This is a genomic window from Caballeronia pedi, from assembly GCF_001544915.2.
Taxonomy (GTDB): Bacteria; Pseudomonadota; Gammaproteobacteria; order Burkholderiales; family Burkholderiaceae; genus Caballeronia; species Caballeronia pedi.
This window is the reverse complement of record NZ_FCOE02000041.1, coordinates 13,810-34,012: the sequence shown is the minus strand read 5'-3', so window position 1 is coordinate 34,012 and position 20,203 is coordinate 13,810. Positions and strand designations below refer to the sequence as shown.

18 protein-coding genes and 1 pseudogene are annotated in these 20,203 nt (G+C 60.5%); 6 read left to right on the top strand and 13 right to left on the bottom strand.

The features are described 5' to 3' along the window. Positions 1-661: 661 nt before the first annotated feature. The 4 genes from AWB80_RS35325 to AWB80_RS35310 form a co-directional block, all read right to left on the bottom strand. A complete protein-coding gene (locus AWB80_RS35325; protein ID WP_061179288.1) occupies positions 662-1,174 on the bottom strand; it encodes a hypothetical protein in 513 nt (170 codons plus the stop codon). A gap of 48 nt (positions 1,175-1,222) precedes the next feature. Beyond that, a complete protein-coding gene (locus AWB80_RS35320) occupies positions 1,223-1,750 on the bottom strand; it encodes a hypothetical protein (protein WP_061179287.1) in 528 nt (175 codons plus the stop codon). Between the two features lie 9 nt (positions 1,751-1,759). After that, a complete protein-coding gene (locus tag AWB80_RS35315; protein ID WP_087131843.1) occupies positions 1,760-3,811 on the bottom strand; it encodes an alkyl/aryl-sulfatase in 2,052 nt (683 codons plus the stop codon). Positions 3,812-4,603: 792 nt separating this feature from the next. Then, on the bottom strand, positions 4,604-5,428 hold the full coding sequence (locus AWB80_RS35310; protein ID WP_087131841.1) for a GntR family transcriptional regulator: 825 nt from the start codon (positions 5,426-5,428) through the stop codon (positions 4,604-4,606). A 302-nt stretch (positions 5,429-5,730) separates the two neighbouring features. Here AWB80_RS35310 and AWB80_RS35305 point away from each other — a divergent pair, with 302 nt between their 5' ends. From AWB80_RS35305 to AWB80_RS35290, 4 genes are read left to right on the top strand one after another with little or no spacing between them, the layout of a single operon-like run. Beyond that, positions 5,731-7,083, top strand: coding sequence for a GntT/GntP/DsdX family permease (locus AWB80_RS35305; RefSeq protein ID WP_061179285.1), 1,353 nt, complete (start codon positions 5,731-5,733; stop codon positions 7,081-7,083). Between the two features lie 43 nt (positions 7,084-7,126). Further along, positions 7,127-8,494, top strand: coding sequence for an NAD(P)H-dependent oxidoreductase (locus AWB80_RS35300; protein WP_061179284.1), 1,368 nt, complete (start codon positions 7,127-7,129; stop codon positions 8,492-8,494). 42 nt (positions 8,495-8,536) lie between these two features. Next, positions 8,537-9,466: an amidohydrolase family protein gene (locus AWB80_RS35295; protein ID WP_208635731.1), complete on the top strand. Its 930-nt coding sequence runs from the start codon at positions 8,537-8,539 to the stop codon at positions 9,464-9,466. A gap of 24 nt (positions 9,467-9,490) precedes the next feature. Next, positions 9,491-10,813, top strand: coding sequence for an MFS transporter (locus tag AWB80_RS35290; RefSeq protein ID WP_061179282.1), 1,323 nt, complete (start codon positions 9,491-9,493; stop codon positions 10,811-10,813). 500 nt (positions 10,814-11,313) lie between these two features. On the opposite strand, the gene AWB80_RS43615 is transcribed toward AWB80_RS35290, so the two are convergent. The 9 genes and pseudogenes from AWB80_RS43615 to AWB80_RS35245 all read right to left on the bottom strand — a co-directional run bounded on the left by AWB80_RS43615 (position 11,314) and on the right by AWB80_RS35245 (position 17,913). Next, the gene (locus tag AWB80_RS43615; RefSeq protein ID WP_143328196.1) at positions 11,314-11,502 is read right to left on the bottom strand and encodes a hypothetical protein; all 189 of its coding nucleotides are present in this window, start codon (positions 11,500-11,502) and stop codon (positions 11,314-11,316) included. A 262-nt stretch (positions 11,503-11,764) separates the two neighbouring features. Next, complete coding sequence (locus tag AWB80_RS35285) at positions 11,765-12,619, bottom strand: SDR family NAD(P)-dependent oxidoreductase (RefSeq protein ID WP_244206898.1); 855 nt, start codon at positions 12,617-12,619, stop codon at positions 11,765-11,767. Positions 12,620-12,717: 98 nt separating this feature from the next. Beyond that, a pseudogene (locus AWB80_RS35280) lies at positions 12,718-13,634 on the bottom strand (LysR family transcriptional regulator). Positions 13,635-14,054: 420 nt separating this feature from the next. Next, on the bottom strand, positions 14,055-14,486 hold the full coding sequence (locus tag AWB80_RS35270; RefSeq protein WP_143328195.1) for a hypothetical protein: 432 nt from the start codon (positions 14,484-14,486) through the stop codon (positions 14,055-14,057). A gap of 62 nt (positions 14,487-14,548) precedes the next feature. Then, positions 14,549-15,124: a hypothetical protein gene (locus AWB80_RS35265; protein WP_061179278.1), complete on the bottom strand. Its 576-nt coding sequence runs from the start codon at positions 15,122-15,124 to the stop codon at positions 14,549-14,551. Between the two features lie 34 nt (positions 15,125-15,158). Then, positions 15,159-15,404 carry a hypothetical protein gene (locus AWB80_RS35260; protein ID WP_061179277.1) on the bottom strand — a complete coding sequence of 82 codons (246 nt, stop codon included), beginning with the start codon at positions 15,402-15,404 and terminating at the stop codon, positions 15,159-15,161. Between the two features lie 14 nt (positions 15,405-15,418). Further along, positions 15,419-15,889: an RES family NAD+ phosphorylase gene (locus tag AWB80_RS35255; RefSeq protein WP_087131837.1), complete on the bottom strand. Its 471-nt coding sequence runs from the start codon at positions 15,887-15,889 to the stop codon at positions 15,419-15,421. Next, positions 15,886-16,341 carry an antitoxin Xre-like helix-turn-helix domain-containing protein gene (locus AWB80_RS35250; protein WP_061179275.1) on the bottom strand — a complete coding sequence of 152 codons (456 nt, stop codon included), beginning with the start codon at positions 16,339-16,341 and terminating at the stop codon, positions 15,886-15,888. Before AWB80_RS35250 ends, AWB80_RS35255 begins: the two co-directional genes overlap by 4 nt. Before the next feature lie 663 nt (positions 16,342-17,004). Further along, the gene (locus AWB80_RS35245; protein WP_061179274.1) at positions 17,005-17,913 is read right to left on the bottom strand and encodes a LysR family transcriptional regulator; all 909 of its coding nucleotides are present in this window, start codon (positions 17,911-17,913) and stop codon (positions 17,005-17,007) included. Positions 17,914-18,176: 263 nt separating this feature from the next. On the opposite strand from AWB80_RS35245, the gene AWB80_RS35240 reads away from it, so the two are divergent. Together AWB80_RS35240 and AWB80_RS35235 are read left to right on the top strand one after the other, a co-directional pair. After that, positions 18,177-19,070: an NmrA family NAD(P)-binding protein gene (locus AWB80_RS35240; RefSeq protein ID WP_061179273.1), complete on the top strand. Its 894-nt coding sequence runs from the start codon at positions 18,177-18,179 to the stop codon at positions 19,068-19,070. Positions 19,071-19,315: 245 nt separating this feature from the next. Next, positions 19,316-20,194, top strand: coding sequence for an NmrA family NAD(P)-binding protein (locus tag AWB80_RS35235; protein WP_061179272.1), 879 nt, complete (start codon positions 19,316-19,318; stop codon positions 20,192-20,194). Positions 20,195-20,203 lie beyond the last annotated feature (9 nt).

The window sequence follows — 20,203 nt, the reverse complement described above, 5'->3', positions numbered from 1 at the left end:
GTTCAGGAGCTCTCTGGCTGAGAGCAGAGTCCATAGACCTCAAGTGACGCCAAAATCTACCATATTTGCTAGGGGTGTCAATAAATATGTGAGAAACAGTGGCTCACGTTTACCCGATATGTAGGGTCAGCTGGTTGTCGTGGGAGACCTCCCACTGAGGCGTTGCGTGGGCAGCGAAGTACCACGCCACAGGCTAGCGAGTGCCGGCCCGCGGGCGTTAAAAGTCGACCGAAAGTTTGAATCGCGTAATCCGAATGTGGTCGTGCGCCAAAGATCGGAATTCTGAGCGGGTGCTCGGCTGATGTCTTTGACGCTGTCGACTATGGCGCGCTCGTGAAAGAGCGTTGCTGCCCCAAGACGTCCTGCGTCGTCAGTGCGAACCGTTTCGGCGCTAGGACATCATCGTGACGACTCGACCTCCATTCCCCTTTCCCCTGTCTGGCAACCGTGCGTCAACGTCGGCTACCTGAACCGAATCGGCCGCTGGAGCGGCAAAGTTCCGCGATCGACGAAGGGCTGTTCATGGCCGATCCCGGCAGTTCGTCGCTCGCCGTTGATCGCGCATCGCAGAGCCGCATCGCGACTTCCGTAGCCGACCCTTCTCGGCCGTCCAAGTTTGCGGAACTTCAATGCCCGGTTTTGAAGTGAAGCGACCGTTCGACTACTTCGTCTGCGTGGGAAGGGGACCGAAAAACATCGACTTGAGCGTCTTGCGGCCAATCACGCGCGCCAGTTCCGCGATGTCGCAATACATCAGGATCAGCGTGAGGAGCAATATCTGGACCGCCCAGAAGCGCGGCCAGTTAATTCCCATCATCAATTCGTGATTCGCCGCGGCAAAACCGGGCGTCGCTTTCCAGTACTCGTAGAGCCGCTCCAGATAGTGCAACAACAGCGCAACGAGCGTGTACATCAGCGTCTTCCAGCCGACGTTCCAGATGAGTGGCTTATCTGGAAACCGATTAATGAACGGCAACATATCCGCGATCAGCACCGACTTTCCGAGTATCAGAGCCGCGATCAGTGCCGACGCCGAACCCGGAAACGAAATTCCCGTTCCCCTGACCATGAGCGCACGAATGAGCGCGACGATATGCAGAATGACGAAGAAGAATATTGTCGGCGGCAGCACTTTCATAAATTCATGCTTGAGCTTCTGCGTCAGAGTACTCATGATGCGCCCCTCTCGGCCCGCCGATCCAATCCAAACTCCCGATACGAGTCAGCAGTTGCCGGTTACGGTCGACTCCGCAACAACGAGCATTCGCGACAGCGAGTCGGTCGGGCCGGCAGACGCGTCAATCATGAACAGCGATTCGCGCAAAGCCTGTTCGATATTGAAGCGTTCATCCAGCCATGCTCGCAAGCCGCCCTCAGACATGATGACGATGTTGCTGCGCTTCTCTTCGTCCGTGGCCGTGACGTCAGGAATCTCGGGGACGATGTCCGGATCGAAGCCGTTCGTGGTCGCGTGAAAAAAGCCCCACGTGTCGTTCTCGATGAGCAGCACGTAAAAGTCCGGAAGCGCCAGCAGCGCGTCTTCGCTATGAGCGCCTTCGATGCGTGCTTGCAGCAGGTTCAACGCGTCGACGGAGGACATTCGCCTACGAGCGGCGGAGAACGCACCTTCGGCCGCATCGACCGGCTCGATCAGGCCCGCCTCGATCGCCTGCCGCGCTGCCACCGCGACCGTCAGCGCAAGCGGGTGACCGACGCCGAAATCGATCTTGAAGTTGCAGATTGCGCACATGGACTCACCTCAAGGCGTGACGATGTTGAACCAGAAGTCGAAGTTGTCGAGCCACGACACGAACTCGCCAAGCTTCTGGCTGTTGCCGTCGATCTTGGCGCTGCCGGCCATCACGAGTTTCTGCATGTTGGTTTGGCCCATCATGATGCTGTTGAGGTCGGCGCGCGTCATAGTGACCGTTGCATCCACCGGATTCGAGGTCTTTTCCGAGTAATGCAACGCGCTGTTCTCGACGCCCAGAAGGCGGCTCTCCTTCGTATCGGTCAGCACGAGATTGAACGACGCTGTTTTCCCGTTCGCGCGCTCAGCGTTCAGCCGGATGCCGACGTAGTCGAGGAACATGTCGAGCGGCATCGCCTGGATGGTGTCGGGGCTTTGCGGCGCTGGTGCTTGTCCCTTCCTCACCCCGTTGCGCAATTCCATCGCACCCGTTAGATAGAAGTTGCGCCAGGGCGCCGACTCCGACTGATACCCCAGTTGCTCGTAAGCGTCCGCCAGCAGTTGCTTCGCCGCGGTGTTTTGCGGGTCCGCGAACACCACATGGTTGACGACCTCCGCCACCCATCGATAGTCGCCCTGGTTATAGGAGTCGTGCGCCTTTCGTAGAACGGCCGCCGCTCCACCCATGAACTCGACGTACCGCTTGCCGCTTTCGGTCGGCTCCAGCCGGTGCAAGTTGGCGGGAACACCGTCGAAGAATCCGAGGCGCAGGTTGTACTGCGCGACGGCGTCGTGGTAGACCGTGCCGTAATAGCTTCGGCAATACCAATGTTTCGCCAGGCTATCCGGCAGACGGATCGCCTGACCAATCTCGAGCGGCGTCTGGCCCATATTGGCCATACGCATTACCTGATCGTGCAGGTAGCGATACATGTCGCGCTGCGCGCGCAGAAACGAGTTGATGCGATCGTTGCCCCAGGTCGGCCAGTAGTGCGAGGCGAAGAGGACCTGCATATCGCCTCCGAACATGTCGAGCGTTGCCTGGAGGTACTTGGACCACAGCAGGGCGTCGCGAACCTTGGCGCCGCGCAACGTGTAGAGATTGTGAAGCGTATGGGTCGCGTCTTCCGCCGCGCAGAAGGCCTTGAATTTCGGCAGATAGAACATGAACTCCGACGGCGCCTCTGATTCCGGCGCCATCAGCACCACGATTTCGACGCCGTCCAGCGTCAATTTCTGCCCAGTCTTCTCGGCGAACATCGTAGGCACGGCAAGCGTAATGGTGCCGACCGAGGTCGTCTTGCCGAGACCGCCATCGACGATGCCCACCGGACTGCGTGGTAAGAGCGACCCGTACATGTAGCTCGCGCGCCGTCCCATCGCGTTGCCCGCGATGATGTTTTCGCCGACGGCAGCCTCCGTGAAGCCGACCGGCGCGACGATCTGAACCTTTCCCGACTTCAGGTCATCGTCGCTGACGAGACCGCGCACACCGCCGTAATGATCGACGTGGCTGTGCGTATAGATGACATGGGTAATCGGCATGTCGCCGAGATTTGGGATGACGAGTTGCTTCCAAACCGTGGAGGCGACTTCGGTTGTAATGAAAGGATCGACGACGATATAACCGTGATCGCCCCGAATGATGCTCATTACAGAGAGGTCGTAGCCACGCACTTGCCAGATTCCGTCGACCACCGTGTAAAGGCCATGATTCATGTTGAGCTTGGCGTTGCGCCAAAGGCTCGGATTGACGGTCGACGGCGCGTTGTTCTCTGGACCGCCTTTCACGAACGCGAATTGCTGAAGATCCCATGCCGGGAATCCGCCTTGCCCCTTGATGACGACCGGCTCCGGAAGCGTGGCAATCAGGCCGCGTTTCGCGTCCTCGAAGTCCTGGGCGTCAGCGAAGGAAAGGTACTCGGCGTACTGCCTGTTGAGCGCGATCGTGGTCGGTGTAGCGGGCTTTGGCGCCGGGCCTGTCGCGGAGAGTGCTGCTCCAGTTTGCGCGAACGTCTCACCGACTACGCCCGACAAACCGGTCGCGGCGCCTGCAACTGCCACGTTCTTGAGAAAGGCCCGGCGTGCTCCGGTTTTTGCTCCATCTTCCGATTGAGACATCATCCCTCCGGTTACGTGTCAAACGGCGGGCACAAGACAGCCCGTCCGAAAAGCTCAAACAACTCCAGAGGAAGGCCGCGCCACGCCTTCCCCCTGCGCTGGATTGCCCCGCAGATTGCCGCCGCTCACGAGCAACTAATAAGCGAATGACGTGCACATTTCAAGGTTTTCCTAGGTGATCGAAAACACGAGCTTTAGGCTCACCTTTCATTCAAGTATCGCGACCCTGCCGACTACCTGACCGACTCCCGGTCGTGGTTTTAACCCGCGTGCGTTGGCCGTGCTATTCAAGTTCGGCGTCTCTCAAGCGGGCAAGGCGAGTTGTCTAGCGTTACAAAGCCAACCTGTGGACTGCACGCAGATGCAACCGATTGAGTAACAGAGCCAATTGACCGTTACCATTAATGAAAGGGCCGTCCGAACGTCGCCCCGGGGTTGTAGCCAATGGCCCTTAATGGCCGCTTTCTGTCTGTCGACCGGCCGAATTGCTCCCCCGCTTTATCTGTCACGGCGCGGCCGCACCCTGTCCCGTTGAACTAGCTTCAAACTGTCTCGTTAATGTCTTTTGGAAAGCGGCGATCCGCCAAGCCCCGGAGCTTCACGAATACTCGAAGACTTATTTCCTGGTGCACGGGGAGTGTCTGTCACTCGGAATTTCAATTCCATACGCGACAATTGGCTCGGCTCTAGATAGTTCATTGGCCATGCAAAATTCAACGATAGCGGAACGAGCCGAGCCCGCATCCGCCAGGATCGCCCGCGCATTTCCCGTCGCCTGCCTTCGACATCCCTCTAATCGTCCGTCGTATTCGATTTCTCCTCGACTTCATCGCCTTCCTCCTGCGGCAATTGCTCCCATGTGCTATGAACATGCCGCCTTAAAAACGTCCCCAGTTTCACGCCGTCTCGCGCCGACAGCAGTCTCACTATCTCCTCGTGCTCATCGATCGCGGTATGCCACGTCTCCGACGTCACGCTTCCCTGGAACCGATAGCGGTAAAGCTGGCGGTTCAGCCGTTCATGAACTTGCTGTAGCGTCGCATTCTTCGCTGCGGCGATGATGCTCGTGTGAATCGCCTGATTGAGGCGGAAGTAATTCATCCGGTCACGCCGTTCATATGCGGCGTGCATCTCGTGATGCAGCGCGCGTATTTCAGCGATTTCTGCGTCTGAGCCTATCCGACACGCCGTCTCGCCGCCAAACGCCTCAATCACGCCGAGAACATCCAGTTTCTCGGCAATCTGCGCCGGACTCAGTTTCGCTACGACCGCGCCGCGCTTGGGCAGCACGACGACGAGTCCGTCGCCCGCCAGTTCCTTCAGCGCTTCCCTTAGCGGTGTCCGGGACACATCTAGCCGTTCGGCAAGCGTGCGTTCGCGCAGACGTTCACCGGGCTTCAATTCGTCCGTGGCGATCAGCGTGCGCAAGCGTTGGGCGATCTGCATCGACAGCAGTTCGTCGGTCGGATCGTCGCCCCCGAGTATCTCTTGTTCGTCTTCGGAATCTGTCATCTGGTCATCCCGCTTCTCTCTGATTTCTCCAGCTACCGTAAATCGGTATGCCACTTTACCAAAGGGTCGCGAGGCGTCGACAGGCCCCACTGCGGCTGCTGTCATGGGTGTTATCCCGTACTTGACCCTGATCCGACATCCCGTTAAGTTTTGGTATACCAAATCGAATGAGAGCTAACAAGCGGGCCTTTTTGCCGGGCGATCGGAATAAGAGCTAGGCATGGAGACATCCGTAAGAATGCTCTATTCGCTCGGAGATGCCCGTGTTTAAAGGGACTCGTGACGCATCTGCGATCCCTCTGATCCGGTTTGCCGAACAGCCGATACCCGCTCGCACTCTTTCAAGTTGGTATGCCAAACAAGCACTGCCTTCAAAAGGCGGCCATAGCCAACCCTGACGAGTTTCCATGCAGCCATCGCTATACCCGTTGATCGCCCCGGCCATTGCCATCGTGCTGCTTGTGCTGCTCATCACGCGGCTCAAAATGCATCCGTTTCTCGCGCTGATCCTCACGGCCGGCTTCCTCGGCAGCGCAGCCGGACTCGCGCCCACCGCCGTCATCAAGAGCTTCGAGAAAGGCTTCGGCGGCATCCTGAGTTCGGTCGGGCTGGTCGTCGGTCTCGGCACCATGCTCGGTGGCCTGCTGCTCGAATCAGGCGGCGCTGACCGCATCGCCAACACCTTCATCGGGCTCGGCTCGAAGCGCTGGATTCCCGCTGCGATTTGCGCGGCCTCGCTGCTGATCGGCCTGCCCCATCTCTTCGATGTCAGCTTCGTGATGCTCGTGCCGCTCGTCTACGCGATCGCAAATCGCACAAAAAGTCCGCTGATGGCCGTTGGCATTCCGATGGCCGCCGGCCTTTACGTTTCTCACGGGCTCCTGCCGCCGCATCCGTCGCCGACGCTCGCGCTCGCCGCCTTACACGCTGACGCAGGCCGCACGATCTTCTACGGCCTGATCGTCGCCGTTCCCATGGCGATTCTGTCGGGCCCCGTCTTTACCGCGTTCGTGATGCGCTTCCTGCCGGTCACGCCGGGCGACGCGTTGTTCGGGCCCGCAGCCGCGGCCGAAACGAAGCAAGCGCGTCCGGTGCCGCCGCTAGGCCTTGTGCTGATCACCGTGCTGTTGCCGCCGGTGCTCATGATGATCCGCACGTTCGGGCGCAACTACGTGCCGAACGGCACCGCCGCGCGAGAGCTGTTAGAAACGGTCGGCGACCCGATCGTGTCTCTGCTTATCGCCGTGCTGTTCGCGATCTGGTCGCTCGGTCTGAAGAGCGGCCTGACGCCGCCGCAGATTCAAAAGCTGCTCGGCAAGAGCGTCGCGCCTGCCGCCGCCGTGATCCTGATTCTCGGTGCGGGGGGCGGTTTGAAGGAGATGCTGCTCGCCACGCATATCGGCGATTCGATCGCGCACTGGGCCGTGCACTGGGCGATTTCGCCACTGGTGCTCGGCTGGGCGGTGGCGGCATTAATTCGCATCGCCATCGGCTCCGCGACGGTCGCGACCGTTACGGCCGCCGGCATCGTTGCGCCGATCGCGGCCGCTACGCCCGGGGTAAATCTCGAATTGCTCGTGCTCGCGGTCAGTTCAGGCGGCCTGATGCTCTCGCACCTGAACGATTCCGGCTTCTGGCTCTTCAAGGAGTATTTCCGGCTGAGCGTCGGCGACACGCTCAAGACCTGGACGCTCCTCGTTTCCTTCCAGTCGCTCGTCGCGCTGGTGGTGATCCTGCTGCTCAACGCGCTCATCGGCTGAAACCAGCAGTTGAACTCCCTCTCGCTTCGCAAAGGACAGACACATGAACTATGAACATCTCTTCAAGGCGCTCGGCAACCGCACGATTCGAATGGCACTCGTCGGTCCGAAGGGCGGCTTCGGCCGCTCGCTGCTCGTGCAATGCCGCGCGCTGCCGAGCATCGACATCGCCGCCCTGTGCGACCTTGACATCGACGGCACGCTCGCGACACTGGCCTCGCTCGGCTTCGGCGCCGATGCGGCTAAAGTCTGCAACAACGCCGACGACATCAACGCGGCGCGCGCTGCGGGACGCATCGCCCTGGTCGGTGATCACGCGCTGCTGAACGCGGTGGAATTAGACATCGTCGTGGAAGCGACCGGGCAGCCCGAAGTGAGCGTGCAGATCGCGGAGAACGCGCTGAAGCGCGGCGTGCACGTCGCAATGGCAACGAAGGAAACCGACTCGGTCGCGGGCCCGTACCTGAACCGGCTCGCGATCGAGAACAACGTGGTCTACACGACGCCCGATGGCGATCAGCCGAGCAACCTGATCGGCCTCGTCACGTGGGCGCGCGTGCTCGGCTTCGAGGTGGTGGCTGCGGGTAAGTCGAGTGAATACGACTTCATTTACGACACGGCGGCGCAGACCGTCGACTACCTGGAAGAGCGGCACGCCGTCTCGCTCGACGGGTGCTGGACGCTTGGCGAAGATATTCCCGCGACGCTCACCAAGCGCAGCCAGGCGCTCTCGATGCTACCGCAAAGCGCGACGCCGGACTATTGCGAACTCAACGTGGTGTCAAATTCGACCGGCTTCCTGCCTGCCGCCGATGCACTCAACTACCCGCTCGCGCGCATCAGCGAACTGGCAGACATCTTCGTGCCCAAGGAAGACGGTGGCATCCTCGAGCGCACGGGGGTGGTCGACGTCTTCAATTGCTTACGCCGCCCCGACGACGTGAGCTTCGGCGGCGGCGTGTTCGTCGTCGTGCGCTGCAAGGACGACGAGACATGGCAATTGCTAAAGCAAAAAGGTCACGTGGTCGGCAGGACCGGGCGCTATGCGTGTATTTACCTGCCGTATCACCTGATGGGGCTCGAAACGCCGACGAGCCTTTTCTCGGCAGTGCTGCTCGGCCAGCCGACGGGCAGCGCGGACCAGATGCCCTACGCGCAGATGGTCGCGCGCGTCACGCGTGACTTCAAGGCGGGTGAGACGCTCGCGATGGGCGGCCATCACCACACGATCGACGGCGCGACGCCTCTACTGGTCGACCGCGTCAAAGCAGGCGATGCCGCGCCGTTCTATCTCGCCGCGAACAAGCGGCTCCTCGCCGATGTCGCGAAAGGTGAACTGGTGCCGCTCGCCGCGCTCGATCTCGACGGCTCGGCGCTTCATGCCGCGTGGCAGCGTAATCCGTCGGCTTGAGCGGCTTTCAAAAGCCCGCTTCCAATCATGGAGGATATTCTGATGACCGCGGCACCGAATAACGACCTTGGATTCACGCTTCCTATTCTCGACGCGCATCACCATTTCTGGGACCTGTCAGACGGCACGTTTCCCTGGCTCACCAACGAATACGACGACACGTTCTTTCTTGGTGACTATCGCCGCATGTGCAGCGACTTCTTGCCGGAGCAATACCGCCGCGCAACCGCTGGGTTCGACGTGATTGGCACGGTACACGTCGAGGCCGAGCGTTCGCGCAAGGAACAGGTGCGCGAAACCGAATGGCTCACGCAACTGAACGCGAAGACCGGTCTGCCGAGCGCGATCGTCGGGCATGTTTATTTTGTGCAGCCGGACTGCGCGGCGATTCTCGCCAGCCACGCGAAAAGCCCGCTCGTGCGAGGCGTGCGCTCGAAGCCGGAGATCTCGGCAGGGCCGGGCCATTCGGTGCGCGGCCAGCCCGGCACGATGCAGGACGACGCCTGGCTGCGCGGCCTCGCCCTGCTCGACGGCCACGGTTTCTCGTGGGACCTGCGCGTGCCCTACTGGCATCTTGAGGAAGCGGCGGACATCGCGCGCGCGTTCCCTCGTACGCCGATCGTGACCAACCACCTCGGCTTGCCGCTCGACCGTTCGGACGAAGGCATCGCGATCTGGCGACGCGGGATGGAAGCGCTCGCCGCCTGCCCGAACGTGTACTTGAAAGTGTCGGAACTGGGCCTGCCGGACGGCAAGTGGGACAGCGCGAGCAACCGGCGCGTGATCCGCGAAGCCTTGGAGATGTTCGGCTTCGACCGCTCGATGTTCGCGAGCAACCTCCCGGTTGGGAACTTGTCAGCGAGCCTAACCGCAATCATCGCCGACGTGCTCGCCGCCGTCCCGAAAGCCGCTGAATCCGATCTTTGCAAGCTCTTCGCCGGCACGGCGCAGCGTTTCTACCGCATCGACTGACACTGCGTCCACGCAAAAAAAATCATGGAGACAAGCATGCAGACCATCGACGAAAACTCCCTCTTCCGGAAAATATCCGTGCGCATTCTGCCGGTCCTGATGCTCGGCTTTTTCTTTTCCTACCTCAATCGCGTCAACGTGGGCTTTGCCAAGCTGCAAATGGCAAATGACCTGCAATTCAGCGATGCCGTCTACGGCTTCGGCGCGGGCATCTTCTTTCTCGGCTATTTCCTGCTCGAAGTGCCGAGCAACGTGATCCTGCACAAGGTGGGCGCGCGCCGCTGGATCTCGCGCATCATGGTGACGTGGGGTCTGCTCTCCTGCGCGACCATCTTCATCCGCACGCCCACGCAGTTCTACGTGATGCGCTTTCTGCTCGGCCTGGCCGAAGCGGGCTTCATTCCGGGCGCGATCTACTACATGAGCCAGTGGTATCCCGCCGCACGGCGCGGCCGCGCCTGGGGCGTGTTCTATATCGCGCTCGCGTCGTCAGGCGTGATCGGCGGGCTCGTCTCTGGGTCTATCCTGCGCTTTATGACGGGCCTCGGCGGCATGCGCGGCTGGCAATGGCTGATCCTCGTCGAAGGCATCCCGACGGTGTTGCTCGGCATCTACATCTTCTTTCGCATGAGCGAGGACATTCGTCGCGTGAAGTGGTTGTCGGAGCCCGAAAAGGCTCACCTCACGAGCGTGCTCGCCGCCGAAAACCGGGACAAACTCGGCCACGGCTTCGCCGGGCTGCTGTCAAACTCGCGAATCTGGGCGCTCGTCGTGATCTACTTCGTCTACAACATGGGGCTCTACGCGATCAGCTTCTGGATGCCCACGCTCGTGCAGAAGATGGGTGTGACCGATGCGTTCACCATCGGCATCCTGACCGCCGTCCCCGGTGGGTGCGCGATCGTCAGCATGCTCGCGTTCGGCTTCAGCGCGGACCGGCACAACGAACGCAAGTGGCATCTGATCGTGGCATTCTCGATGGCCGCCATCGGCTTTGCGCTATGTGTGCTGTGGCAGAACCAGCCGGTGCTCGGGGTAGTCGCGTTGTGTCTCGCGAACATGGGCGTGCTGTCGATCCCTGCGCTGTTTTGGAGCCTGCCGACGGCGTTCCTGACCGGCGTGACGGCAGCGGCTGGCATCGCGATGATCAACTCGATCGGCAATCTCGCGGGTTTCGTTTCGCCGTACATGATCGGCTATCTCAAGGACCTAACCGGCCGCACCGATACCGCGCTCTTCGTCGTGGCGGGCGGATTGGTGCTGGGCGCGCTGCTCGTCGCGGCTGTGCTGCGCGCGAACCGTCCTGGCAACGGGCGCGCCGCACAGGTCCGCGCGGACGTGCGCTAGTCGCGGCATTTACATCGGAGCGAAAGAGGCGCCTCATTTGCGTGCTTGCCGCTCCTTTGTCTAAATTCTCAGCCTCTTGAGCCTGTCGATTCCGGCCATCGCCTCGTCCTGATTGCGCGACGCACATCGATGAACCCCGTCGCCAGTCGCTCACGCCAAGCGGACTTCCTTTTGGTGCACGGCACTGGTTCAGTCGGAAGAGGAGCATAACCTTACCGTGCGCTTCAATAAGAAGGGTGTGGTAACCGCCGTGGGGCGGGGCCAGCACAACATGTGACCTCGGGAAATCGAGGGGAAGCATGGAGCCTGCAGCCGCGAATGGTCGGTTGCAGGCTTTTTTGTTGTCCCGGCGTGCTCGGCGTCGCCGCACGCCGCCGCCAATTTCTTCCAACTGACGGCGTAAGCCAACGCGCAGGGCTCTTGCGCTTACCGATGTTCAGCAATCTCGGAATCAACGTCGAGCGTCCGAAACTGGCCGAACCCCGTTCAATGGCGACGGACTAGCGCAAAGCCAATGGGAAATAAGTGCTCCCGTACGCGGCCACTAACTTGCGTGCACGCGAACGGCGGGCGACGCAATTCGGACGGGCGTCGAAGACAGTCGCGCCGTTGCATGAAAGAGAATAAATGCCCATCGGGCAGAACGTGAGCAGCCATTGCGGATTGAGCATGATGAGTTGTTGCTGCACCTGGCCATTCGTCGGTCAGGGCTTCGTGTAACGGCCGATCGCCTCAGCGGCGAGGGTCTCTGGTCGACCTTGGGCGGTCAACCACTGGCACCGACATCGAAGCAAAAGCGGTCGCACATGCGACGCGCAGCCGCTCCTGATACTGTCCCAATCGGTTCCGTCAACTGTGTGCGAGTCCCTCGACTGACACCGCGCGGTAGGTTGCACCCCTAAACCGATCACGGCGCCGCTGCAGTGCCAGCGACATGCTTGGCGGCCCGGGTCAGGCAATCCATCCGCCGTCGACTGTCAGGCTCTCCCCGGTCGTATAGCCTGCTTCAGGGCTGGCTAGATAAGCTACGGCCGCTGCGATTTCTTCCGGTTTTCCGAAACGGCCAACGCTTGCGAGCTTCGTCATCGTTGCGTGGTCTTCCGTGCCGGGTTGCGGAGCGAGTTCTGTATCGATCGGGCCGGGTTGGACGGCATTCACGGTCACGCCGAATTTCCCGAGTTCACGCGATAACCCGCGCGTAAAGCCTCTGAGGGCGAACTTCGAGGCGATGTAGAGCGTCACGCCAGGCAAGGGCGCAGCTTCGCCGAAAGCCGAGCCCACGTTGATGATGCGCCCCCAGCCTGCCGCGACCATGCGCGCTGTCGCGTCTTTTGCCAGTTCGATCGGCGCGCGGACATTCAGGTTGAAGTGCGTGTCGTACGACGTGTCCGACGAATCGAGGAACGGACCATATTCGACTGTGCCAGCGTTGTTGACGAGAATATCGAGCCGCCCTTCGAAGCGGCCGCCGAACGCACCGTTCAGCGACCCAATGAGGCTCTTGACGTCTTCTGGCTGCGACAGATTGGCGCCGACAGGCTCAGCCTCGCCGCCGGCATCGCGGATTTCCTTGACGACGGCTTCGGCCCGCGCCGCACTCGATGCGTAGTGAACGATGACGGACGCGCCGTCGCGCGCAAGACGCGCCGCAATAGCTGCGCCAATTCCACGCGAAGCGCCCGTCACGAGGGCGAGTTTGCCTTTCAGAGCTTGGGTCATGCTTTTCCTCAACAGTAGGTTTTGAAGCGGTCCTCCGGCTTGAACAGCCGGAAGGGACTGCTGCATCGGAGCCAATGTTTCGTGCATTGGTTGATGCGTATCCTCCGCTGAGGAGGAATCGCCCGGTAGCCGCGGGCAGGGAATAGCGCCTATTCCTGCTGCGAGGGGGCAAAGGTGCGCAGCATCTAGCCGGTGAGCCCCGCGCCAGAGTTGCGCTCATTGAGAAGGTGCTCGACAAACGCGATGAAGGCACGCGCCTTCGTGGTTGCCATGCGACCGGACGGGAAAACCGCCCACAGGTCGATCGGCGGCAACGTCCGGTCAGTCAGGACGGCCTGAACCGTCCCGTTTGCGAGTTCGGGGGCGAACATCCATTCCGAAGCGACGGCAAAGCCCATGTGCCCGAGTACCGCCGTGCGCATGCCTTCAGCCGCGTTCACGCTTATCCGGCCGGACAAGGTCACGGTCGAGTCGGAGCCGTCACCTCGGCTGAACAACCACGATTCACCGCCGCCTCGCAGAGAGTAAACGACTGCCTGATGCCGGTTAAGGTCAACAGGTGTTTGAGGAATGCCGGCTTCGGCGAAATATGACGGTGTGCCGACGACGAACCGCCGCGCGCTGGAGATGCGACGCGCGGTCATGGTCGAATCGTCCAGCGTGCCCATACGCAATGCGACATCGACGCCCTCTCCAAGCAAATCGACGGACCGATCGTCAAAGACGATGTCGATGCTCAGATTGGGGTGCTGATCCAGGAAAGACTTGAGGGCTGGCAAGACATGCAGCCGGGCGAACGTAACGGCTGCGCCGATGCGCAATCGTCCCGACAAGCCTTCCGACGACTCGCGCACAGCCTGCTCGGCCTGATCGGCCTCATCGATGGCCCTCAGTGCGTGATCGTAGAAACGCTGACCGGCATCCGTCGGCGCGAGGCCGCGTGTCGATCGCAACAGCAGACGGGCGCCTAGACGTTCCTCCAGCTGTGTGCGACCGCCTTTGAGACGGCTGGCTGGCCGAGCTTCAAGCGGCGTGCGGCGGCAGAAAACGAACCCGCATCGACAACTGTTACGAAGGTCTCCATCGCCACCATGCGGTCCATGCGCCTTCTCCTAGCAGATTGTCAGCGAAAAATGCGCAGTGTAGCGATACGACGACCTCCTTAGACAAACGCGGGTGGGCGTCGCTGATCGGCCGCTTGCCGAAGTTCGCAGTACCTACATTCCGCAGCAAATGCGACCGTCGCGCGAACTTCCATAGTCGACCCTGCCTCGTCAATGGCCAGTGCTGTGGTTTCAGCGGTGGAGGCCGGTAACCCATCAATCGCTCGGCTCGAGCTTGAAATGGAGCTCTGCATATCCCGCGTTGCACCGCCAGACCTCCTTCCCCTCTCGCAGAAAAATAGCCACGCCCTTCACCACCTTGCACGGAGCCTGAGGGTAAACAGGACCATGCCCATTGACCGCAGCGGCCAAGGCACTGCGCTCCTTACAGACCGCCATGTATCTTCCATCTCGCAGTGTCATTCAGTCCGCCAAAATCTGACACGCCTGCTCGCCGCCAACGCATCGCTGGCCGATGAGCAGTTCGTCGGGCCGATGTGTTTCACTGTTCGCCGTCCGTCAGTGTCTCGCCCAACCCGAACGAGTGGCAGCGTGTAGGGTGGCTGCACGGCACGTGGCAGACCGCGCTTTGTCGCGTCCGAGATGACACGCTCACCATCTTCAGTGATCCACGCCACGACTTCTTGCGCGGACCACTTTTTGAACGCGGCGCGCACGGCCAGTTCGAGCTTTTCGTCGCAGCCCAGTTCATCCCATTGGTTGTGCTCGTCGGCCTGCGCGTTCCATGTCGCCCTCGCAGCCTCGATCACTTCGTTCTCGCTCATCCCGATTCCTTCTTGTTCAAATTTCAGGCGTCGCGTCGCTTGATCTCGGGCGCCTGATGAGTTCATGTCCTTGATCGCCGCACCGTTGAAGATTTTCCATGCTTGATCGACAAGTCAAATTAATGCGCTCACGCATCTGCGGCGACTTCTTGCGTCCAGAAATTCAATTGCGGCCAGGCGGCCTGATCACCTCGCTTGCGAATTGCACAGAAGCCCGCGTAAGCGAGACCATGAATGCCAATGTATGCATTCATCTGCAAAGCGAGTCGAATATCTGCCCCTTCGCCGTCGTATTCATCGTCGCGAATAATCTCCCTGTCTGGGAGACCAAGGTTCACGCCGGCGGCCCACGCCCATGCTGTGGCCTTTGGGTCCGAGCATTGAATGACGGCCCGATACAGTGGCGCATCCGGGTGCAAGCCCTTTTCGTCAATGCATCTGAGAATCTCGCGCTGCCCTGCATACAGGTTGCCGTCCATCAAAGATCGGAAGCAGCGCGGGGTGATCGCCAGATGGCCCGCTTCGTGAAGCACGGTTGATATCCGACACTCGGGATCGATAACCAAGGTGCCTTGGTCGATGCGGCACCCGTCCGAAAAACCGGTAGCCCCGACCTCGTAACGTGCAAGAATGCCGAGTCCATTCAGGAACTGCAGCACCTGATCCCGGGTCGAGGAAGCATCGATTGAATAGTTGCTTAGCATGCGCCGCAATCGCTTCTCGATAGGGTTAAATTGATCACCTACCTGCCCGCGCGGCGCGCCGGATGCGTCTGACTGCTGCACCAGGCGTATCTGAAACTAAAGACCAATCGTGATGCCACCACGCGATCACCGCTGCGGCATCTCGCTCGGTCCTCGCACTGGCAACCTCCTCCACCTCCGCCGTAACCTCTTCCCACCAACTCGCTGATTCGCCGTCGCTCGCCATTGGGTCGATTGCTTCGCGATAGATGGTCTTGGCTTGCTCGATCGATATTTTCATCGGCTGTCCTCCCCTCACGGGCGCGTCAGTAGGCGAACGATGCGCGGATCATGCCGGACGTCGATCACCATCTCTATCTTGATATGGACGACGTCCGCATGTACGGGGTTGAGAATGTAGTTGTAGGCAAAAGGCATCACCGCGCTGGGGACTTTGAGCAACGCTGTTGATCCGCCCTCAAGCCATTCGCTGCCGGCGGACTGCGTGTAGGATGCGTCCTCTCTCCAATTCTCCGGCAAAACGCTCTCGCTTAATTCGGCAATCGTCACTTGGTCACCGATCGCCACGCGCAGGAGACGATATGTGTCGGGCAAATCGGCGGTGGATCGAACTTCTTGATGAACGAGCGTCTCGAGCAGAGCACCGGCCGGGTGCTCGGCCAGATAGACCACCGGCAGTCCTGCAAAGTGCCATCGACCGGGAGCGCGCAGGCCGCCGACGCCTTTCAAGTCGGCGTAGTTGCTGATCCTCCACAGAACCATCAGGCGAAATATCCCTCGTCAATCTGTACGAGCGCGTCTTCGACCAGACGCGCCCCATGCTCGGTTGTAGCCATTCCAAGGGCGCTGAGGCCATCGAAGCGCTTCTGCAGACCGCGCAACCAAACCAAGGCCTTTTCGTTGCTTCCAAATGCGGCGTTCGCCTGCGCGACGATGCGCGCCAAACGAATGGCTCGATCGGATTCCTCCGTCGACAGGCGTTCGTTTTGCTGCCGACGATGCGTGAGTGTTCGCCGCGGAATGATGAAAGCCAGTTCGTCGGCCTTCAGCCCCTGAGCGGCGAGTCGATCGATTACGTCGACGTTGACGCGATCCTGCGCCAGTCCAGCGAGATCGGCATCATCCCGGACGCGCGCGTCAAGCAGTTCACCGAGCAGCGCGAATTCCGCACGTCGTGCGTTTCCGGTACCAGTCGGTGTGAAGGCGATTGTTGTCATGACCGTCCCTTTGGCAAAATGCCCTCCAATTATAGGCGTTTTGCCGATCAGATTGCAACTCGCAGAGGGCCTTGCCCGGGCCCCTTCTGCTCCACCCTCGGGCAATCGACGTTGAAGACCTTCAACGACGTCTTCGGCCGCATCCTTCAAGCGCTTGAAGATGTCGGCGCCTGACCGCGCTCAAAGCTAACTCTGCTCATTTCCGGCTTATGGTGACGGCTACTACGCACCGGGACCCGCCATCGGCATAGGTGTCAGTGGCGGCAGTGTCGGCGGCGCAGTTGGGGTGGACACCGGTGTCGGGTTTTAACCGCGACGCAAGTCTCATGCTCCTCGTGCCCCCACCACTTCGAAGTTCGCCTCATCGAACAGCGAGAAGGAACCAGGTCGAGCGCTGTGCAGCTCTATCGCCGACGACACGCGCTCCCAGCTCAGCGGTCCTCGCCTTGCGTCCATTGACGCAAGGCGACGTGAAGAACATTCGCTGATGCCGAGCGTCGACGACCTGGTCCTGACTCGCTTTTCAACAGGGTTGTCCGCGGTTTCTGTCGGGAACGCGATGCGTGAGCGCGGATGAACCCTCTCCTGCCGTTCGCATAACGACCATCCGAATGGCGGCTCTCGAGAGGCGGATTCAACCGACCGTAAGCGGACTTCGGCGGTTTAGGTTGAACCAAACAGGTCAGGCGGCTCTCTTTTCAGTTCGGCAGCGATGAATTCGACGAATGCGCGGCCCGCGATACGGGTGGTCCGCCCCATCGGGAAATAGGCATGCACGGGCAGCTCGGCCATCTTCCATTCGGGTAGCAACTGGACGAGCGCCCCCGCCTCAAGCTCCGATTGACAGGCCCAGGAAGTGGTCGAGACGATCCCGAGGCCAGCTATCGCCGCTGCGAGCGCTCCTGCCGTGTCGTTAGTCGAAACATGCGATTGCAGATCGATCGATGTGGTCTGGCCATCTCGCTCGAATTGCCAGGAGTTCAAGTGCGCGCCCGCTGGTCCGCCGACGACGCGATGCGTCGTGAGTTCCTCCGGCAATGCCGGTGAGCCATGCCGGTCAAGATAGGCAGGCGAAGCCACGACCACACGATGCATCCTCCCAATCAACCTTGCCGTGCCCGCAGAGTCTGGCAGACTGCCGACGCGGATGCCGACGTCCACGGCTTCGCGGATCATGTCCTGCCACCGGTCGTCGAGCATGATGTCGAGCCTGAGCAACGGGTGACGCTCGATGAAGGCCGACAGGCGCGGCATGATCACGCGAATAGCCATCGTCGAAGGCATGGCGAGGCGCAACACGCCGCGTAGTTCTCCTGTCTCGCGGACGCTGTTCTCCGCGTCGTCGATCGCCGCCAGTATCGGCTCCATGCGGGCAAGAAACTCCAGTCCCGCTTCAGTTGGCACGACTGCGCGAGTCGTGCGCGTAAGCAGGCGCGCGCCGAGCCCCGCTTCGAGTTCGGCGATCATCCTCGAGACCTGTGATTGCGCCAGCCCGCTTTCCCGCGCAGCGGCCGAAAAGCTCCCGAGCCGTGCAACCCGGGTGTAAAGCCTGAACGTCAGAACGTCTTTCAAGCTCTCTCCTCCCTATCCGGCGGCAAAGTCAGTGACGCGTGACGAACCTGCGAAACCTTTCATGCTCGATCAGCATAAATGTTAGCCGAACTCATGGGCTACCGAGATATGCGGCGTCACGTCACATTACGCACGTGGTCCGGCAGCGATTGCCGGACCGTGATCAGACCCACGTGAGGGAACCGGTTCTGATGCCCTGACAGCCCTCATCGAAGCCGGGCGCAGCTTGCCAGTCGCGGCTTCATCCATCTGGAGAATTGAATATGGCCATCGTCCTCGTAAGCGGCGCCGCAGGTGATACCGGTCGTCCGACCGTCGAACGTCTGCTCGAAAAAGGCTTTCACGTCCGCGCACTAGTCCGCAAAGACGACCAGCGCGCGCAGCGGTTGCGCGATGCAGGCGCCGAAGTCGTATTCGGCGACATGTCCAGCCTGCGCGACATCCGCATTGCCATGACTGGCGTTCAGCGTGCCTATTTTTGCTTTCCACTCGCCGAGGGACTGGTGGAAGCAGCGGTGATCTTTGCGCAGGCCGCGAAAGAGCAGAATCTGGAACTCATCGTCAACATGTCCCATAAGCAGTCGCGCCCGAACGCACGCAGCAAGGCGACGCAAAACCACTGGCTCTCCGAGCAGATTTTCAACTGGTCCGGTGTGCCGTCGGTGCATCTGCGCGTCACGTTCTTTGCCGAGTGGCTGCTCTATATCGCACCGCAAATCCGCTACGGCCGTTACGTGATGCCGTACAACAAGGAGAGCCGCTTTGCACCCATTGCGGGCAGCGACATCGCACGCATTATCGCCGGCATTATCGACAATGCGGCTCCTTATGTCGGAAAGGCACTGGCGCTTCACGGGCCCGTCGAATACAGCCACGAGGAACTGGCGGCCGAAGTAAGCCGCGTCCTTGGTAAAAATCTGCCCTACGAGCATGTCACGGTATCGACGTTCCTCGATCTGTTCGGCCTGCAGGACGCGGACGCCATGCGGCGACATTTCGAGGCCGTCACGATCGACCAGCAAGAAGGCCTGCTGGCGGGCACCGACAGCACCGGCACGGAGATCATCGGCCAGCCATTGACGACGGTGGAGCAGTTTATCAAGGCGAATCTGTCGAAGTTCGTTGTTGAATACCCGCTGGAACCGTCAGCGCGTTGATCGTGACCAGCGTGGGCAGGTACCGACCACCCTCTGACAAATTTCCCTCGAATCTGTCCATGCTGTTCTGTGATAAGTCATAGAGCGAAACGAGGGCTACCGACCAGATCCGCAATCAACGATATTAGTCACAACGAAAGCGCAGCTGATTCCCAGATGCGCTTCGCCGAAGTGGCTTTTGTTATCCAGGTCACAACGGCATCATTTTCGAGCCATTCAAGAACATTTACTAAGGAGTATTTACCATGTCAAAGAAAGTGTTAATTACGGGCGCCACAGGCGATACGGGTCGCGCAGCGGTTCGCGAATCAATCGCGCTTGGCCTCGACGTACGTGCGATGGTGCGGCGCCGGGGTGCCCGGTCAGAAGCGCTCGAAGCGCTGGGCGCTGAAGTGGTCATCGGCGATCTGCTTGAGATCAACACCATCCGCGATGCCATGAAGGGTGTCGACGCCGCCTATCTGGTGTGGCCTGTTCAACCCGGTCTGATCAATGCAACGGTGAACTTCGCACAAGCGGCCAAAGAGACCGGCTTGAAGACGGTCATCAACCTCTCGCAGCGTTCGGCCAACCGTGAGTCCAGCAGCGATTCCAGCCGCGACACGTACATTGCTGAGGAAATACTTAACTGGTCGGGCCTGGCGGTCATTCATCTTCGTCCTACCTACTTCCTGGAGTGGCTGCTTTATCCGTGGCAGCTGCCGTATCTGCAACAAGGTGTTTTGCGCATGCCGGTTGGCAAGGGCCGTCACTCGCCGATCGCCGCCGACGATCAAGGCCGCGCCATCGCCGCATTGCTGAAAAACCCGGAAGCGCACATCGGCACCACGATCCCGCTCTCAGGTCCGATCGAAATGGACCACGAGCAAATGGCGGCCGAATTGTCCGAGGCGCTCGGCCGCAAGATCGTCTTCCAGGATTTGCCCATCGACGAATACTGCAACTCGATCGAGGCAATGGGTGTGCCGCCGTATATCGTTCAGCATCTCGGTGGTGCCATGGTCGACTACCAGAACGGTCATATGTCTGGCGCGGATAACAACGTCGAAAAGCTGACCGGCCGTCGCTCCATGACGGTCGGCGAATTTGCTCGCCTTCACGCCGACAAACTCAACGGCGCATGACATTCGCGG

Bases quoted from the DNA above. Each gene is read 5' to 3' on its own strand.
- AWB80_RS35310 (WP_087131841.1), bottom strand. From the start codon at position 5,428: ATGACAGCAGCCGCAGTGGGGCCTGTCGACGCCTCGCGACCCTTTGGT.
- AWB80_RS35235 (WP_061179272.1), top strand. From the start codon at position 19,316: ATGTCAAAGAAAGTGTTAATTACGGGCGCCACAGGCGATACGGGTCGC.
- AWB80_RS35270 (WP_143328195.1), bottom strand. From the start codon at position 14,486: ATGAACTCATCAGGCGCCCGAGATCAAGCGACGCGACGCCTGAAATTT.
- AWB80_RS35295 (WP_208635731.1), top strand. From the start codon at position 8,537: ATGACCGCGGCACCGAATAACGACCTTGGATTCACGCTTCCTATTCTC.
- AWB80_RS35260 (WP_061179277.1), bottom strand. From the start codon at position 15,404: ATGAAAATATCGATCGAGCAAGCCAAGACCATCTATCGCGAAGCAATC.
- AWB80_RS35320 (WP_061179287.1), bottom strand. From the start codon at position 1,750: ATGTGCGCAATCTGCAACTTCAAGATCGATTTCGGCGTCGGTCACCCG.
- AWB80_RS35290 (WP_061179282.1), top strand. From the start codon at position 9,491: ATGGAGACAAGCATGCAGACCATCGACGAAAACTCCCTCTTCCGGAAA.
- AWB80_RS35325 (WP_061179288.1), bottom strand. From the start codon at position 1,174: ATGAGTACTCTGACGCAGAAGCTCAAGCATGAATTTATGAAAGTGCTG.
- AWB80_RS35240 (WP_061179273.1), top strand. From the start codon at position 18,177: ATGGCCATCGTCCTCGTAAGCGGCGCCGCAGGTGATACCGGTCGTCCG.
- AWB80_RS35285 (WP_244206898.1), bottom strand. From the start codon at position 12,619: ATGCACGAAACATTGGCTCCGATGCAGCAGTCCCTTCCGGCTGTTCAA.
- AWB80_RS35315 (WP_087131843.1), bottom strand. From the start codon at position 3,811: ATGTCTCAATCGGAAGATGGAGCAAAAACCGGAGCACGCCGGGCCTTT.
- AWB80_RS35265 (WP_061179278.1), bottom strand. From the start codon at position 15,124: ATGCTAAGCAACTATTCAATCGATGCTTCCTCGACCCGGGATCAGGTG.
- AWB80_RS35300 (WP_061179284.1), top strand. From the start codon at position 7,127: ATGAACTATGAACATCTCTTCAAGGCGCTCGGCAACCGCACGATTCGA.
- AWB80_RS35250 (WP_061179275.1), bottom strand. From the start codon at position 16,341: ATGACAACAATCGCCTTCACACCGACTGGTACCGGAAACGCACGACGT.
- AWB80_RS35305 (WP_061179285.1), top strand. From the start codon at position 5,731: ATGCAGCCATCGCTATACCCGTTGATCGCCCCGGCCATTGCCATCGTG.